The sequence below is a fragment of the Pseudomonas entomophila genome, from assembly GCF_029193575.1.
Classification (GTDB): domain Bacteria; phylum Pseudomonadota; class Gammaproteobacteria; order Pseudomonadales; family Pseudomonadaceae; genus Aquipseudomonas; species Aquipseudomonas entomophila_G.
This window is the reverse complement of record NZ_JARGCS010000052.1, coordinates 16,025-31,460: the sequence shown is the minus strand read 5'-3', so window position 1 is coordinate 31,460 and position 15,436 is coordinate 16,025. Positions and strand designations below refer to the sequence as shown.

Annotated in this window: 13 protein-coding genes; 1 reads left to right on the top strand and 12 read right to left on the bottom strand. The window is 64.4% G+C overall.

The annotated features are described in order from the left end of the window. Position 1 precedes the first annotated feature (1 nt). From nuoJ to P0Y43_RS23530, 12 genes are all read right to left on the bottom strand, one after another. A complete protein-coding gene (gene nuoJ, locus P0Y43_RS23585) occupies positions 2-502 on the bottom strand; it encodes an NADH-quinone oxidoreductase subunit J (protein ID WP_275639664.1) in 501 nt (166 codons plus the stop codon). 10 nt (positions 503-512) lie between these two features. After that, entirely contained in the window at positions 513-1,061 is a 549-nt protein-coding gene (gene nuoI / locus P0Y43_RS23580; RefSeq protein WP_011534620.1) for an NADH-quinone oxidoreductase subunit NuoI, read from the bottom strand. Between the two features lie 11 nt (positions 1,062-1,072). Further along, positions 1,073-2,080, bottom strand: coding sequence for an NADH-quinone oxidoreductase subunit NuoH (nuoH, locus tag P0Y43_RS23575; protein ID WP_275639663.1), 1,008 nt, complete (start codon positions 2,078-2,080; stop codon positions 1,073-1,075). After that, positions 2,077-4,791 (bottom strand): NADH-quinone oxidoreductase subunit NuoG, encoded by a 2,715-nt coding sequence (gene nuoG, locus P0Y43_RS23570; RefSeq protein ID WP_275639662.1) that lies wholly within the window; start codon positions 4,789-4,791, stop codon positions 2,077-2,079. The genes nuoH and nuoG overlap by 4 nt, the downstream gene beginning before the upstream one ends. Before the next feature lie 132 nt (positions 4,792-4,923). Beyond that, entirely contained in the window at positions 4,924-6,288 is a 1,365-nt protein-coding gene (gene nuoF / locus P0Y43_RS23565; protein WP_275639661.1) for an NADH-quinone oxidoreductase subunit NuoF, read from the bottom strand. Continuing rightward, positions 6,285-6,782: an NADH-quinone oxidoreductase subunit NuoE gene (nuoE, locus tag P0Y43_RS23560; RefSeq protein ID WP_275639660.1), complete on the bottom strand. Its 498-nt coding sequence runs from the start codon at positions 6,780-6,782 to the stop codon at positions 6,285-6,287. The genes nuoF and nuoE overlap by 4 nt, the downstream gene beginning before the upstream one ends. 2 nt (positions 6,783-6,784) lie before the next feature. Further along, positions 6,785-8,566, bottom strand: coding sequence for an NADH-quinone oxidoreductase subunit C/D (gene nuoC / locus P0Y43_RS23555; RefSeq protein ID WP_275639659.1), 1,782 nt, complete (start codon positions 8,564-8,566; stop codon positions 6,785-6,787). Between the two features lie 79 nt (positions 8,567-8,645). Beyond that, entirely contained in the window at positions 8,646-9,323 is a 678-nt protein-coding gene (locus tag P0Y43_RS23550) for a NuoB/complex I 20 kDa subunit family protein (RefSeq protein WP_275639658.1), read from the bottom strand. 9 nt (positions 9,324-9,332) lie between these two features. Then, complete coding sequence (locus tag P0Y43_RS23545; RefSeq protein ID WP_275639657.1) at positions 9,333-9,746, bottom strand: NADH-quinone oxidoreductase subunit A; 414 nt, start codon at positions 9,744-9,746, stop codon at positions 9,333-9,335. Between the two features lie 378 nt (positions 9,747-10,124). Further along, positions 10,125-10,787, bottom strand: a complete 663-nt coding sequence (locus P0Y43_RS23540; protein ID WP_275639656.1) for a lysoplasmalogenase — start codon at positions 10,785-10,787, stop codon at positions 10,125-10,127. A gap of 146 nt (positions 10,788-10,933) precedes the next feature. Continuing rightward, a complete protein-coding gene (gene aceA / locus P0Y43_RS23535) occupies positions 10,934-12,259 on the bottom strand; it encodes an isocitrate lyase (protein ID WP_275639655.1) in 1,326 nt (441 codons plus the stop codon). A 496-nt stretch (positions 12,260-12,755) separates the two neighbouring features. After that, positions 12,756-13,490, bottom strand: coding sequence for a secretin N-terminal domain-containing protein (locus P0Y43_RS23530; RefSeq protein ID WP_275639654.1), 735 nt, complete (start codon positions 13,488-13,490; stop codon positions 12,756-12,758). Positions 13,491-13,695: 205 nt separating this feature from the next. Here P0Y43_RS23530 and P0Y43_RS23525 point away from each other — a divergent pair, with 205 nt between their 5' ends. Continuing rightward, the gene (locus tag P0Y43_RS23525; protein WP_275639653.1) at positions 13,696-15,411 is read left to right on the top strand and encodes a S8/S53 family peptidase; all 1,716 of its coding nucleotides are present in this window, start codon (positions 13,696-13,698) and stop codon (positions 15,409-15,411) included. Positions 15,412-15,436 lie beyond the last annotated feature (25 nt).

The window sequence follows — 15,436 nt, the reverse complement described above, 5'->3', positions numbered from 1 at the left end:
TTTACTCCTTCGCCTCGTTGCGGCCCAGGTGGAAGGCGGTGACGGCCGCGGCCAGCAGCAGCATCGAGGCCAGCTCGACCACCAGCAGGTAGGGGCCGAACAGGCTGATGCCGACGGCCTTGGCGTCGACGGTGGTGCCGCTGATGCCGGCGCCGCTCGGGGCGACGAACAGCACGTACAGCAGCTCCAGCAGCAGCAGGGCGGCGAGGATCACCGGCCCCGCCCAGATGCCTGGCTTGAGCCAGCCGCGTTCCTGGGCGACCGAAGCCGGCCCGAGGTTGAGCATCATCACCACGAAGACGAACAGCACCATGATGGCGCCAGCGTAGGCGATCACTTCCAGGGCGCCGGCGAACGGCGCACCCAGGGCGAAGAAGATCATCGCCACGGAAATCAGCGAAATGATCAGGTAGAGCAGGGCGTGCACGGGGTTGGTGCCGGTCACCACGCGAAGGGTGGAGACCACGGCGATCCCGGATGCGAAGTAGAAAGCGAATTCCATCTTTCTGTCCTTATGGGAGCAAGCTCTTCACGTTGATCGGCTCGGCTTCGTTCTGCGCGGAGCCTTTCGGCTTGCCAGCGATCGCCATACCCGCAACACGGTAGAAGTTGTAGTCAGGGTTCTTGCCGGGGCCGGAGATCAGCAGATCTTCTTTCTCGTACACCAGGTCCTGACGCTTGAACTCGGCCATTTCGAAATCCGGGGTCAACTGGATCGCGGTGGTCGGGCACGCCTCTTCACACAGGCCGCAGAAGATGCAGCGCGAGAAGTTGATGCGGAAGAACTCCGGGTACCAGCGGCCGTCCTCGGTCTCGGCCTTCTGCAGCGAGATGCAGCCGACCGGGCAGGCCACCGCGCAGAGGTTGCACGCCACGCAGCGCTCCTCGCCGTCGGGGTCGCGGGTGAGGACGATACGGCCGCGGTAGCGCGGCGGCAGGTACACGGGCTCTTCGGGGTATTGCAGGGTGTCGCGCTTGCGGAACCCGTGGGAGAACACCATCACCAGGCTGCGCAGCTGGGTGCCGGTGCCCTTAACGATGTCGCCGATATATTTGAACATGGGTCAAATCCTCACTGGGCCGCGACGGCTGGCGTGTTGTAGAGCACAACCGCAGCGGTCACCAGCAAATTGATCAGGGTCAGCGGCAGACAGAACTTCCAGCTGAAGTCCATCACCTGGTCATAGCGTGGGCGCGGGATCGAGGCGCGCAGCAGGATGAACAGCATGATGAAGAACGCGGTCTTCAGGGCGAACCACAGGAACGGTACCTGTGGCAGCAGGCCGAACGGGCCGTGCCAGCCGCCGAAGAACAGGGTCACCAGCAGCGCCGAGACCAGGATGATGCCGATGTACTCACCGACGAAGAACATGCCCCATTTCATGCCGGCGTATTCGATGTGGTAGCCGTCGGCCAGTTCCTGTTCCGCTTCCGGCTGGTCGAACGGGTGACGGTGGGTCACGGCGACGCCAGCGATGAAGAAGGTGCAGAAGCCGAAGAACTGCGGAATGATGAACCACAGGTTCTGGGCCTGGTATTCAACGATGTCGCGCATGTTGAACGAGCCCACCTGCACCACCACGCCCATCAGCGCCAGGCCCAGGAACACCTCGTACGACACGGTCTGCGCCGAGGCCCGCAGGCTGCCGAGCAGGGCGTACTTGTTGTTCGACGACCAGCCAGCGAACAGCACCGCGTAGACCGACAGACCGGCCATGGCGAAGAAGAACAGCAGGCCGATGTTCAGGTCGGCGACGCCCCACACCGGGGTGATCGGGATGACCACGAAGGCGATCAGCAGGGCGCTCATGGCCACGACGGGCGCCAGGGTGAAGATCATGCGGTCGACGAAGGGTGGGTTCCAGTCTTCCTTGAAGAACATCTTCAGCATGTCGGCGGCGATCTGGAACATGCCGAACGGGCCGACACGGTTCGGACCGTAGCGGTCTTGCCACCAGCCCAGCAGGCGGCGCTCGACGAAGCTGAGCAGCGCGCCGCAGACCACCACCGCGAGCAGGACCACGATGGCCCGGACCACGGTGAGGATCACATCGATCACTTCGGGGGTGAACCAGCTCATTGTGCTGCCTCCTGCAGGCCTTCGACGGTGGCACCGAAGATGGCGGGCGGGATGCCGGCCAGGCCTTTCGGCAGGGCGACCAGGCCTGCGCCCAGTTCCTCGTTGATACGCAGCGGCAGGCGCAGCGACACACCGGCCACGTTCAGGCTGAGCAGGGCACCGTCGTTGACGCCCAGGCGGTCCGCCTCGGACTTGGCCAGGGCCACGTAGGCGGCCGGGATGCGCTCTTGCACCGGGGCGGCGCGGGAGGAGCTCTCCTCGCTGCCGAACAGGTGGAAGAACGGCACGGCGGTCCAGGTGCCACGGGCCGGGTTGAAAGCACCCGGGATGGCGCTGAACCACTCCAGGCGATCGCCCTGGGACTCGATCAGGCGGATGCCTGGGTCGCCGGCGCGCAGGTGGCCGCCGACCTCGTCCTGGAACTTGTTCCAGGCTTGCGGCGAGTTCCAGCCCGGCGACCAGGCGAACGGCACCTGCTGGCGCGGTTCGGCCGAGCCCGAGTAGCCTTCCATGGAGAAGGCGAAGGCGGTGTCCTTGTCTTGCGGGGTACGTGGCTCGTGCACGCTGATATTGGCGCGCATGGCGGTGCGGCCGGAGTAGCGCAGTGGCTCACGGGCGAGCTTCATGCCCTTGATGCGGAAGGCCGCGCTGGGCGCCGCGTTGACGATGCCGGCCAGTTGCGGGGCGGCTTCGGCGCAGGCGCTGGTGACGTGGTCCAGTTGCGTCCAGTCGACCGGCTTGTTCAGCAGGGTGGCACGCAGGGCGTGCATCCAGCGCCAGCCTTCGTGGACTTGGATGCTGCTGTCCAGGTACTGCGGGTCGAACACCTGGAAGAAGCGCTGGGCGCGGCCTTCCTGGCTGACCAGGGTACCGTCGCCTTCGGCGAACGAGGCGGCCGGCAGCACCAGGTGGGCGCGGTCGGTGGTCGGGGTCTTGGAGTGGTCGGCGACGATCACTACCTTGGCCGCAGCCAGGGCAGCGTCGACCTTGGCGGCCGGCAGGCGGGCGTACAGGTCGTTCTCCAGCACCACGATGGCGTCGGCTTTGCCGCTGATGACCGCGTCCAGCGCGGCATCGGCGGATTCGCCGCCCATCATGGCCAGGCCGATGCTGTTGGCTTCCGGCACCACCAGGCTCAGCGAGCCGTTCTTCTCGCGCAGCTTCAGGGCCTTGGCGATGTTGGCGGCGGCTTCGATCAGGGCCGGGTCGGCCAGGGAAGTACCGGCGACCACCAGTGGGCGCTGGGCCGCGACCAGGGCGTCGGCGATGCGTTGGGCCAAGGCTTGCGCGTCCTGGTCCAGGCCGGCGACGGCCGGGGCGCTCGGATCGATGGCGTGGGCCACGGCGAAACCAATGCGCGCCAGGTCGGCAGGGGCGGCGTGCACGCACTCTTCGGCAACGTCGTCGAGCTTGGTTTCTGCCAGCGAGGCGATGAACAGCGGGTACAGCGCGTGCTGGCCGATGTTCTTCACCGCAGCGTCGAGCCACGGTTGCACGCGCAGGGCGTCGGCCATGGCTTCAGCCTTGCCCTTGGTGGCCTGGCGCACGGCCAGGGCGACACGGGCGGCGGTCTGGGTGAGGTCTTCGCCGAGGACGAACACGGCGTCGTGGTCCTCGATGTCACGCAGGGTCGGCACCGGCAGCGGGCTGTTGTTCAGCACGCTCAGGGCCAGGCGCACGCGGGCCAGCTCACCGGCTTCCATACCCGAGTGGAAGTACTCGGCGCTGACCAGTTCGCGCAGGCCGTAGTTGCTTTCGAGGCTGGCGCGGGGCGAGCCGATGCCGACGATGGTGCGGCCGCGCAGCAGGTCGGCGGCCTTGTCCAGTGCGGCGTCCAGGCTCAGCTTGGTGCCATCGGCGAGGATCGGCTGGCGTGGGCGGTCGGCGCGGTTGACGTAGCCGTAGCCGAAGCGGCCGCGGTCACACAGGAAGTACTGGTTCACCGAGCCGTTGAAACGGTTCTCGATGCGGCGCAGTTCGCCGTAGCGCTCGCCGGGGCTGATGTTGCAGCCGCTGGAGCAACCGTGGCAGATGCTCGGGGCGAACTGCATGTCCCACTTGCGGTTGTAGCGCTCGGAGTGGGTCTTGTCGGTGAACACGCCGGTCGGGCAGACCTCGGTGAGGTTGCCGGAGAACTCGCTTTCCAGCACGCCGTCTTCAACGCGACCGAAGTACACGTTGTCGTGGGCGCCGTATACGCCCAGGTCGGTGCCGCCCGCGTAGTCCTTGTAGTAGCGCACGCAGCGGTAGCAGGCGATGCAGCGGTTCATCTCGTGGGCGATGAACGGGCCGAGGTCCTGGTTCTGGTGGGTACGCTTGGTGAAACGGTAGCGGCGCTCGTTGTGGCCGGTCATTACCGTCATGTCCTGCAGGTGGCAGTGACCGCCTTCCTCGCACACCGGGCAGTCGTGCGGGTGGTTGGTCATCAGCCATTCGACGACGCTGGCGCGGAACGCCTTGGACTCTTCATCGTCGATGGAGATCCAGGTGCCGTCGGAGGCAGGGGTCATGCAGGACATGACGATGCGACCGCGCGTGTCGTTCTCGTCGGTGTACTGCTTGACCGCGCATTGCCGGCAGGCGCCGACGCTTCCGAGCGCCGGGTGCCAGCAGAAATAGGGGATGTCGAGGCCGAGCGACAGACAAGCCTGTAACAGGTTGTCCGCACCGTTGACTTCGAGCGCTTTGCCGTCTACGTGGATAGTGGCCATGGTTCAAAGTTCTTCGTTGGCCCGCGTGAGCAGGCGTGGCTAATGGAAATCGGTGAGCCTGCGGCCGGCCGCGAATCGTTCGGGCCGGCCTGCAGGCTGGCGGGTGGCACGGACCACCCGCGTTTCATCTTGTTATGCGCCGACCGTAATCGGCTTGGCCAAGTTCGGGCGCAGGGTGTCGGCAGCGCTTGCTGGCGCGACACCGGCCTCGAACTCGGACCGGAAGTACTTGATGGCGCTGCCCAGAGGCTCCACGGCACCCGGTGCGTGAGCACAGAAGGTGCGGCCTGGGCCGAGGAAGTTGACCAGACCCAGCAGGGTCTCGATGTCTTCGGCGCGGCCTTGGCCTTTCTCCAGGGCGCGCAGCATCTTCACGCTCCACGGCAAGCCGTCGCGGCAGGGGGTGCACCAGCCGCACGATTCGCGGGCGAAGAACTCTTCCATGTTGCGCAGCAGCGAAACCATGCTGATGCTGTCGTCGACCGCCATGGCCAGGCCCGTACCCATGCGGGTGCCGACCTTGGCGATGCCACCGGCGTACATCTGCGCATCCAGGTGTTCTGGCAGCAGGAAACCGGTGCCGGCACCGCCGGGTTGCCAGCACTTGAGCTTGAAGCCGTCGCGCATGCCACCGGCGTAGTCTTCGAACAGCTCGCGGGCGGTTACGCCGAACGGCAATTCCCACAGGCCCGGGTTCTTCACCTTGCCGGAGAAGCCCATCAGCTTGGTGCCATGGTCCTCGCTGCCTTCGCGGGCCAGCGACTTGTACCAGTCGTTGCCGTTGGCGACGATGGCCGGGACGTTGCACAGGGTCTCGACGTTGTTCACGCAGGTCGGCTTGCCCCACACGCCGACGGCGGCAGGGAAGGGCGGCTTGGAGCGTGGGTTGGCGCGGCGGCCTTCCAGCGAGTTGATCAGCGCGGTTTCCTCACCGCAGATGTAGCGGCCGGCACCGGTGTGCACGAACAGCTCGAAGTCGAAACCAGAGCCGAGGATGTTCTTGCCCAACAGGCCTGCGGCCTTGGCTTCATCGATGGCGCGATTGAGGTTCTTCGCCGCGGTGGTGTACTCGCCGCGCAGGAAGATGTAGCCACGGTAGGCCTTCAGCGCGCGGGCGCTGATCAGCATGCCCTCGACCAGCAGATGGGGCTGTTGCTCCATCAGCATGCGGTCTTTCCAGGTGTTGGGCTCCATTTCGTCCGCGTTGCACAGCAGGTAGCGGATGTTCATGGACTCGTCTTTGGGCATCAGGCCCCACTTCACGCCAGTGGGGAAGCCTGCGCCGCCACGGCCCTTGAGGCCGGAGTCCTTGACGCTCTGCACGATGTCATCGGCGGACATGTCGGCCAGGGCCTTGCGAGCCGCGGCGTAGCCGTTCTTGGACTCGTACTCGGCCAGCCAGACCGGCTCGCCGTCGTCACGCAGGCGCCAGGTCAGCGGGTGGGTTTCAGCCGAACGCGCGATGCGGTTGGCCGGGCCGAAGGAAGTGATGGTCATACGTAACCCTCCAGCAGCTTGGAGACGCCAGCAGGCAGCACGTCGCCAAAGGTGTCGTCGTCGATCATCAGGGCCGGGGCCTTGTCGCAGTTGCCCAGGCAGCACACCGGCAGCAGGGTGAAGCGCCCGTCCGCGGTGGTTTGGCCGAGGCCAATGCCCAGCTCGCTCTGGATCTGGCTGACGACCGACTCATGGCCGCCGATGTAGCAGACCATGCTGTCGCAGACGCGGATGATGTGGCGACCGACCGGCTGGCGGAAGATCTGGCTGTAGAAGGTGGCCACGCCCTCGACGTCGCTGGCGGGGATGCCCAGCACTTCGCCGATCGCGTAGATGGCGCCGTCCGGCACCCAGCCGCGTTCCTTCTGGACGATCTTCAAGGCTTCGATGGACGCCGCGCGCGGGTCCTCGTAGTGATGCATCTCGTGCTCGATGGCCGAGCGCTCGGTTTCGCTCAGGGCGAAACGGTCGGTTTGGATAAGCGTGCTGTTCATGCTTAGCGGTCCACGTCAGCCATAACGAAGTCGATACTGCCCAGGTACGCGATGAGGTCGGCGACCATGCTGCCTTTGATCACCGAAGGGATCTGCTGCAGGTGCGGGTAGCTCGGGGTACGGATCCGGGTGCGGTAGCTCATGGTGCCGCCATCGCTCGTCAGGTAGTAACTGTTGATGCCCTTGGTCGCCTCGATCATCTGGAACGACTCGTTGGCCGGCATGACCGGGCCCCACGAGACTTGCAGGAAGTGGGTGATCAGGGTCTCGATGTGCTGCAGGGTGCGCTCTTTCGGTGGCGGCGTGGTCAGCGGGTGGTCCGCCTTGTACGGGCCTTCCGGCATGTTGCGCAGGCACTGGTCGATGATGCGGATACTCTGGCGCATCTCCTCGACGCGGACCATGCAGCGATCGTAGGCATCGCCGTTGTGGGCCAGCGGTACTTCGAACTCGAAGTTCTCGTAGCCGGAGTAGGGGCGGGCTTTACGCAGGTCGAAGTCGCAACCGGTGGAACGCAGGCCCGCACCGGTGGTGCCCCACGACAGGGCTTCCTGGGTGTTGTACGCGGCGACGCCGATGGTACGGCCCTTGAGGATGCTGTTCTGCAGGGCGGCCTTGGTGTATTCGTCCAGGCGCTTGGGCAGCCACTCGACGAAGTCCTTGACCAGCTTGTCCCAGCCGCGCGGCAGGTCGTGGGCGACGCCCCCGATGCGGTACCAGGCCGGGTGCAGGCGGAAACCGGTGATCGCCTCGATCACGGTGTAGGCGCGCTGGCGGTCGGTGAAGGTGAAGAACACCGGGGTCATGGCGCCCACGTCCTGGATATAGGTACCCAGGAACAGCAGGTGGCTGGTGATGCGGAAGAATTCGGCGAGCATCACGCGGATGGTGTCGACCTTCTGCGGCACCTGGATGCCGGCCAGCTTCTCGACCGCCAGTACGTACGGCAGGTTGTTCATCACCCCGCCGAGGTAATCGATGCGGTCGGTGTAGGGGATGAAGCTGTGCCACGACTGGCGCTCGGCCATCTTCTCGGCGCCACGGTGGTGGTAGCCGATGTCCGGGACGCAGTCGACGATCTCTTCGCCGTCCAGTTGCAGGACGATACGGAAGGCGCCGTGGGCGGATGGGTGGTTCGGGCCGAGGTTGAGGAACATGTAGTCCTCGTTGGCACCGTGGCGCTTCATGCCCCAGGCTTCGGGGTTGAAGCGCGCCGATTCTTCTTCCAGCTGCTGCTTGGCGAGGTTCAGGCTGTAGGGGTCGAACTCGGTGGCGCGTGCCGGGAAGTCCTTGCGCAGCGGGTGGCCTTCCCAGGTCGGCGGCATGAGGATGCGCGACAGGTGCGGGTGGCCGGCGAAGTCGATACCGAACATGTCCCAGACTTCGCGCTCGTACCAGTTGGCGTTGGGCCAGATACCGGTGACCGAAGGCAGGTTCAGGTCGCCTTCGCTGAGCGCGACCTTGATCATCACGTCGCTGTTACGCTCGACCGACAGCAGGTGGTAGAACACGCTGAAGTCGGCGGCCGGCAGGCCACGGCGCTGGGTGCGCAGGCGCTCGTCGACGCCGTGCAGGTCGTACAGCATGCTGTACGGCTTGGCGACGTTGCGCAGGAACGTGAGGATGTCTTTGAGCTGGGCGCGGTTCACCCACAGTACCGGCATGCCGGTGCGGGTTTCCTGGGCGACGAAAGCGTCGGCGCCAAAACGGTTGTGCAGTTCGACGACCACATCCTGGTCGTCAGCCTTGTAAGGCGGAATATAAATAGCGGTGTCCGCTGTCATGGTCTCGGTCGCTTTGAGTCAACGTAGAGAATGAAGCCAGGCCGCCGGCTCCTTCGGGAGCGGGCGGCAGGTCGCTGGATCAGACTTCGTCGGGGCTGCGCAGGTTGGTTACCGCGATACGCTGTTCGCGACGCAGGTCTTTCTGGGCGGGCATCTCGGCACGGTAAATGCCTTGATCACCGACGACCCAGGAAAGCGGGCGTCGCTCCTGGCCGATCGACTCCTGCAGCAGCATCAGGCCCTGCAGGAAGGCTTCGGGGCGAGGCGGGCAGCCAGGCACGTACACGTCCACGGGGAGGAACTTGTCGACCCCTTGAACGACCGAGTAAATGTCGTACATGCCACCGGAGTTGGCGCACGAACCCATGGAGATGACCCACTTGGGTTCGAGCATCTGCTCGTACAGGCGCTGGATGATCGGCGCCATCTTGATGAAGCAGGTACCGGCGACGACCATGAAGTCGGCCTGGCGCGGCGAGGCCCGAATGACTTCGGCGCCGAAGCGCGCGATGTCGTGGGGCGCCGTGAAGGCCGTGGTCATCTCCACGTAGCAGCAGGACAGGCCGAAGTTGTACGGCCAGAGGGAGTTCTTGCGACCCCAGTTGACCGCGCCACGCAGCACATCTTCGAGCTTGCCCATGAAGATGTTCTTGTGGACCTGGTCCTCTAGCAGCTGATCGGTGACGGTTTCCCGGTCACCGACAGGATACTGCTCGTTGGGCGCATCCGGATCGATTCTGGTGAGATTGTATTGCATGCCAAAGCCTCATTGTTTCAGCTTCGCTTGCCGCTTGCGGCGACCTTCGGGAGCCCAATCAAGTGCCCCGACGCGCCAAAGGTAGACAAGACCTGCCAACAGAATTGCTATGAAAACGAGTGCTTCGACGAATCCGGTCCAGCCGCTTTCGCGGACGGACACAGACCATGCAAAGAGAAAGAGGGCTTCGATATCGAAGATCACGAACAGCATCGCGACCAGATAGAATTTGGCGGACAGGCGCAGGCGGGCGCTGCCGACGGGCAGCATGCCGGATTCGAAGGGTTCGTTCTTGGCGCGGCCCCAGGCCTTGCTACCGAGCAGGCTGGACAGGCCGAGCATGAAGGCACACAGGCCGACGACACCCAGGAGGAAGATGGCAAGGCCCCAGTTGTGGGCGATCAGTCCTACCGAATCGGACATGCTAGAAATCCTTATACAGAGACCCAGCTCTGCAGTCTGAAATAAGTAGAGCGGCGACCTGCGTCGCAGATGCAGTGACCAAATGTCGCAGCTGAATCAATCGCGCTGATTTTATGGGTAAACCCTTTCCAAGTAAAATTTCTATGGCAAATTTATTCGTAGGATTAAGAACAAAAATCTTTCGTAAATGGCTGAAACCCTTGAGCTTCGGGCATTGCGCGTGGTTTTGTTAATTATGTTTCTTGCTTCGCGTAACGACCCGCTAAGTTCGTAATGATAATTAATATCATCTAACCCGCGCCGCGCTCTTTTACTCTTCCTGCTCCTTGGATAGTTCGTTTCAGCGTGCACTGCTTGCCAATGAGAAAAACTCTCGTTCTAGCAGTTGCGTGGTGCATTCGCAGCGCTCTGGATCAATGTTTCCGTGCTTTCACGGGTATTCGCCGAGGCGGCGATCAGCCACTGGCCGAGCCAATAGGCCAGGATGATCACGTAGGGGGCTGCGGCGAATGGGCTGACGAAGCGGTCGATACCAATGAGGCTGTCGGAGAACACGAAGGCGCAAGCTCCCAGGCCGGCCATGCCGCCGCAGGCCAGGGCACGCCAGAGCATGGCGGTGATTGCCAGGGCGTAGAGCGCCACAGGTAGCAGCAGCGGCCCAAGGCCGTGGCTGGCGAGCAGGGCGAACAATGCGCTACCGATCAGCAGCGACAGCGTCAGTGCCGCAAGGGCGGGGCGCAAAGTCTTGTCACAGTAACTGCGTAGATAGGCCAGGTGGGCACATAGGAAGGCGGCCAGGCCGAAGACGAAGAGGTCGTGCGGTATCGCCAGCAGGAGGTCGCCCAGCACCGAGAAGACCAGGCCGATGACGATCCAGTGCCGGTAGGGCGTTGCGCGGGCGTGGTGCAGCCAGGCGATCAGCGTCAGCACGGGAATGGGTTTGGCCAGCAGGGCGAGCAGCACGTTGCCGGTGGCCTGTGCATATAGATAGAGGGCGGCGGCGATCAGGGCCAGGACGAGCAGATGGCGTGGACGGGGCATGGGCGGTCCTTGCTGCTGGGCTGGCATAAGCATAGACCTGATCTGGGTATTTGCCCTGTCGGATGTGGCCCTGTCACGGGCCGCTCCAGAAAAACGAAGGCCTGGGGCTCTCGCGAACCCCGGGCCTTATCAACAACCCACCGTTATCAGTGGAACTGCTCTTCCTCGGTCGAGCCGGTCAGTGCGGTCACCGACGAGGCGCCACCTTGGATCACGGTGGTCATGTCGTCGAAGTAGCCGGTACCGACTTCCTGCTGGTGCGCCACGAAGGTGTAGCCCTTGCTGGCGTCGGCGAACTCCTGTTCCTGCAGCTTGACGTAGGCGGTCATGTCGTTGCGGGCATAGTCGTGCGCCAGGTTGAACATGCCGTGCCACATGTTGTGGATGCCGGCCAGGGTAATGAACTGGTGCTTGTAGCCCATCGCCGACAGCTCGCGCTGGAACTTGGCGATGGTGGCGTCGTCCAGGTTCTTCTTCCAGTTGAAGGACGGCGAGCAGTTGTACGACAGCAACTGGTCCGGGTACTCCTTCTTGATCGCTTCGGCGAAGCGGCGGGCTTCGTCCAGGTCTGGCTTGGCAGTTTCGCACCAGATCAGGTCGGCATACGGGGCGTACGCCAGGCCGCGGGCAATGGCCTGGTCGAGGCCGGCGCGTACCTTGTAGAAGCCTTCACGGGTGCGCTCGCCGATCACGAATGGCTGGTCGTACGGGTCGCAGTCGCTGGTCAGCAGGTCGGCGGCGTTGGCGTCGGTGCGGGCCAGGATGATGGTCGGCACGCCGGAAACGTCAGCGGCCAGGCGCGCGGCCACCAGCTTCTGCACGGCTTCCTGGGTGGGTACCAGGACCTTGCCGCCCATGTGGCCGCATTTTTTCACCGAGGCCAGTTGGTCTTCGAAGTGCACGCCGGCGGCGCCCGCTTCGATCATGTTCTTCATCAGCTCATAGGCGTTCAGCACGCCGCCGAAACCGGCTTCGGCGTCGGCCACGATCGGGGCGAAGTAGTCAATGTAGCCGTCGTCGCCTGGGTTCTTGCCGGCTTTCCATTGGATCTGGTCGGCGCGGCGGAAGGCGTTGTTGATGCGCTTGACCACGGTCGGTACGGAGTCGACCGGGTACAGCGACTGGTCAGGGTACATGGACTCTGCCGAGTTGTTGTCGGCGGCCACTTGCCAGCCGGACAGGTAGATGGCCTGGATGCCGGCCTTCACCTGCTGCACCGCCTGGCCGCCGGTCAGGGCGCCCATGCAGTTGACGAAATCTTTCTCGGGGCGGAAGGACGGGTGAGCGCCTTCGGTGACCAGCTTCCACAGTTTCTCGGCACCCAGGCGGGCCAGGGTGTGCTCCGGCTGCAGGGAGCCACGCAGGCGAACGACATCGGCGGCGGTGTAGGTACGGGTCACGCCTTTCCAGCGCGGGTTCTCGGCCCAGTCTTTCTCGAGGGCTGCAATTTGCTGTTCGCGTGTCAGTGCCATGGAAATAAAACCTCGTCGCATCAGTCTTGGTGAAGTAAGTGCTGGTGCTCGGCACGCGGATCAGAAGCCTTGGCGGCTGTCTTGCCCGGTGGAATGGCGGCGGCGAACGAGGAGGCTCGAAGGGGAAGGGGGTGCAGTGCGGGCGACATGCGGCGACAGTTCGGCTCGTGGATGCCTAGCTGTGACGCGACAGGGCTTGCCTTGTGACTGCGGTGATGCGCTTCCGTCCCTCGGGACAACTTCTTCGTTGCAGTCGCAATCCCATCGAACCGCCTTGTGGGCCGTATAGACACGAGATGCCTCCAAGGGTGGAAGGCGTGCATCTCGAAGGCCCTTGCCAAGGCCTCTGATTAGCGGGAGCGAGGCCATCATGCCCTTGGGAAAAAGTGCCTGTCAAATGTTTTGTAGTGATTTTTTTGTCTTACTACATCTTTGGTCTAATGCGACTCTGTGGTCAGTTTCGAGGCCTTGGGTCGAGGCCTCTAATTGCCTGGGATCAGTCCAGAAGGTCGACTTTCACCCGTAATGCCATGTTTTCACCGCGCTGGGTGCTGTAACTCAGGGCGGAGGCGCTGCGTTCGGCTTGGCTCTGCTGGTTGTACCCGGCCAGGGTGATCCACTCGCCCAGCCTGCCGGTGACTGTCGTGTCGGTGCTCTGCACTTTCACTACATCCGGGCGTTCGCTACTCATTCGGTCGTTATTGGTGCTTATTTGCAGACGAACCGTATCGCCGCTCAGGCTCGGCGTAACGTAGAAGCCTTGGGTCACGTTGCGGTATTCGGTGTCGCTCTGAACGCGTCCATAACCGTCGGTGGAGGTGCTGGTGATGGGCACGCTCTGGCCGACCTGGATCAAAGCCGGTTGGCCCTCGCTGGCCTGCACCTGTTGCAGCCCGCCCTCGCGGTTGCTGGTGCCATAGCGGATCACCCGGGCGTTGCCGCGGTTGTCCTGGAAGTTGCTGTCGTTGTTGTCGACGCTGATCAGCAGGCGCTTGGGCGCGGTGTCCAACTGCTGCAGCAGGGCGCGCAGGTCGTCGATGCGTTCGGGGCTGGCGTTGACGATCAGCTTGTTCTCGAAGGCGCTGACGCTGCCGTCCTTGCCGATGAAGGACTGGGCGGCGGGCAGCAGCTCCGCGCTGCTGCGGTGTTGCAGCGGCACGACCTCGGTGGAGGCCTGGACGGTGAGGCTGGTCGCCAGCAGCAGGGCGGCGATGAGGGGGCGTAGCGGCATGTCCGTGTTCTCCGCAGGTGGAATGAACATGATGGCAAATTTGTCAGCATTGTGCCGGGTGTGGATCACAGGGATTTGAATTTGCCATGGCCCTGCGCAGAGGAGCTTGCGGTGCGATCGGGACGCAGGCGGGCCGGAGCAGGCTGCGCTGAACCTTTGATTGGCTCCGGCAGTCGCAGCAAAAAGGCCCGACCGGAACGCGCCCATGAAGCGCCAGCTCATCCTGCTCCTACTCCTCGCCCAAGGCGTGCATGCCCAGGACGCCCTGCGCATCCAGCACCTGCAACGCTGCGCCGACGTGCTGGCCGACACCCCGCAGCGCTGGTGCCTGCGCACCCAAGGCATGGGCGCGGCGATGCCGCAGGTGTGGCTCGGTGGAAGCCGTCTTCCCGACCGGGCGATCGAACGCGACGCCGATACCCTCATGCTTACCCTGGAGACGCCCGAGCAACGCAGCGCGCCGTTGTGGTTGCAGGCCGGGGAGCAGAAAAGCAACCCCGTGTGGCTCACCCGCCAGCGCAGCCATGTGGTCGCTGCCGGCCCCGAGGCGGTGGCGAAGAACATGGATGGCCTGACCACCTACCTCGACCTGGTCAGCCTGTTGATCGAGGAAAAACACGACGGCCTCCAGGAGGCGCGGCGCATCGCCGAGAAGTACGGCGCCACGCTGGTCGGCGCTATCCCCCCGCTGAACGTCTACCAGCTGCGCCTGCCGGTGCGCGACTTGGTGCAGCGTGATGCGCTGGTGCTGCGCATAGGCAGCGAAACCAGCGTGGACGCGGTGGTCATCGAAGAGTCTGCCCCTGAGCGCGGCGAGGAGGGCGCGGGCCGAGCCGAAAAGGCCCTCAGCCAGGCGGACGAATGGGCCGCCAACCGTTTCATGGACGCCCTCTACTACTACCAGCGGCGCGTGTCGGCCTCGGCCGTGCCGGTACAGCCGGTGCGCATCGGCGTGATCGAGCGCGAGGTGGACTTCGACGCGCCAGCCTTCAGCGCTTACCGGGGTGCTTGCCTGCCCAGGGCTACCTGTCTCTATGGCCGTGATGGCGATCGCGCGCAGGGGCATGGCAGCCATGTGGCCGGAATATTGGCGGCACGTGGCGAAGGCGTGGCGGGCGGTTTTCTCACGGGGCTGGGCCCGGCCAGCCCGGGTTTCGAGGTGATTGTCGAGCGCAACAGCGATGCCGGTATCACCGCCAATATCGCCGCATCGGTGAACCTGGTCGAGGACGGCGTGCGGGTGCTGAACTGGAGCTGGGGCCTCCACCGTGTAGGCGCTCGGGATGTGGCGGGCGACGAAGTCGATTCGTTAGTGCGCTCGGGCCTGGCCATGAGTGGTTACGAGGAGCTGCTGGAGGAATTCTTCCTCTGGCTGCGAGCCAAGCACCCGGATGTGGTGGTGGTCAATTCGGCGGGCAATGGCGCCTCCTGGTCGGGTACCGACGAGTACCGCCTGCCGTCGTCGTTCGTCACCGAGCAGTTGCTGGTGGTCGGCGGCCACCAGCGCAGTGGCCAGGACACGCCGGTGGACGACCCGCGCCACGTGGTCAAGCGTCGTAGCTCGAACATCGATATGCGCGTGGACATCAGCGCCGCCGCGTGCATCCAGCCGACGCAGGCCGATGAACCCCACTGCGGTACCTCCTATGCCACGCCGCTGGTGGCCGCGACAGTAGCGGCAATGCTGTCGATCAACCCGCAACTGACCCCTGAGCAGCTGCGTACCTTATTGCGCCGCAGTGCATTGACCCTGGGCCCGGAGCAGGACTTCGAAGCCATGGACGCCGAGGACCTGACCGCGCCGATCCTGCCTTCGGAGCGTAACGGTCGGCTAAACCACCCGGACCTCGGCCGCTCGGCACGGTTGGACATGCAGCGCGCCCTGGACCTGGCCGTGCAGAGCCGCGAGCGGGTACGTTGAGTCGAGCCGTGCTCGCCGCTGTCGG

Excerpts from the sequence above, each read along its gene's own strand:
- nuoJ (WP_275639664.1), bottom strand. The coding sequence starts at position 502 with ATGGAATTCGCTTTCTACTTCGCATCCGGGATCGCCGTGGTCTCCACC.
- nuoI (WP_011534620.1), bottom strand. The coding sequence starts at position 1,061 with ATGTTCAAATATATCGGCGACATCGTTAAGGGCACCGGCACCCAGCTG.
- nuoH (WP_275639663.1), bottom strand. The coding sequence starts at position 2,080 with ATGAGCTGGTTCACCCCCGAAGTGATCGATGTGATCCTCACCGTGGTC.
- nuoG (WP_275639662.1), bottom strand. The coding sequence starts at position 4,791 with ATGGCCACTATCCACGTAGACGGCAAAGCGCTCGAAGTCAACGGTGCG.
- nuoF (WP_275639661.1), bottom strand. The coding sequence starts at position 6,288 with ATGACCATCACTTCCTTCGGCCCGGCCAACCGCATCGCGCGTTCGGCT.
- nuoE (WP_275639660.1), bottom strand. The coding sequence starts at position 6,782 with ATGAACAGCACGCTTATCCAAACCGACCGTTTCGCCCTGAGCGAAACC.
- nuoC (WP_275639659.1), bottom strand. The coding sequence starts at position 8,566 with ATGACAGCGGACACCGCTATTTATATTCCGCCTTACAAGGCTGACGAC.
- P0Y43_RS23550 (WP_275639658.1), bottom strand. The coding sequence starts at position 9,323 with ATGCAATACAATCTCACCAGAATCGATCCGGATGCGCCCAACGAGCAG.
- P0Y43_RS23545 (WP_275639657.1), bottom strand. The coding sequence starts at position 9,746 with ATGTCCGATTCGGTAGGACTGATCGCCCACAACTGGGGCCTTGCCATC.
- P0Y43_RS23540 (WP_275639656.1), bottom strand. The coding sequence starts at position 10,787 with ATGCCCCGTCCACGCCATCTGCTCGTCCTGGCCCTGATCGCCGCCGCC.
- aceA (WP_275639655.1), bottom strand. The coding sequence starts at position 12,259 with ATGGCACTGACACGCGAACAGCAAATTGCAGCCCTCGAGAAAGACTGG.
- P0Y43_RS23530 (WP_275639654.1), bottom strand. The coding sequence starts at position 13,490 with ATGCCGCTACGCCCCCTCATCGCCGCCCTGCTGCTGGCGACCAGCCTC.
- P0Y43_RS23525 (WP_275639653.1), top strand. The coding sequence starts at position 13,696 with ATGAAGCGCCAGCTCATCCTGCTCCTACTCCTCGCCCAAGGCGTGCAT.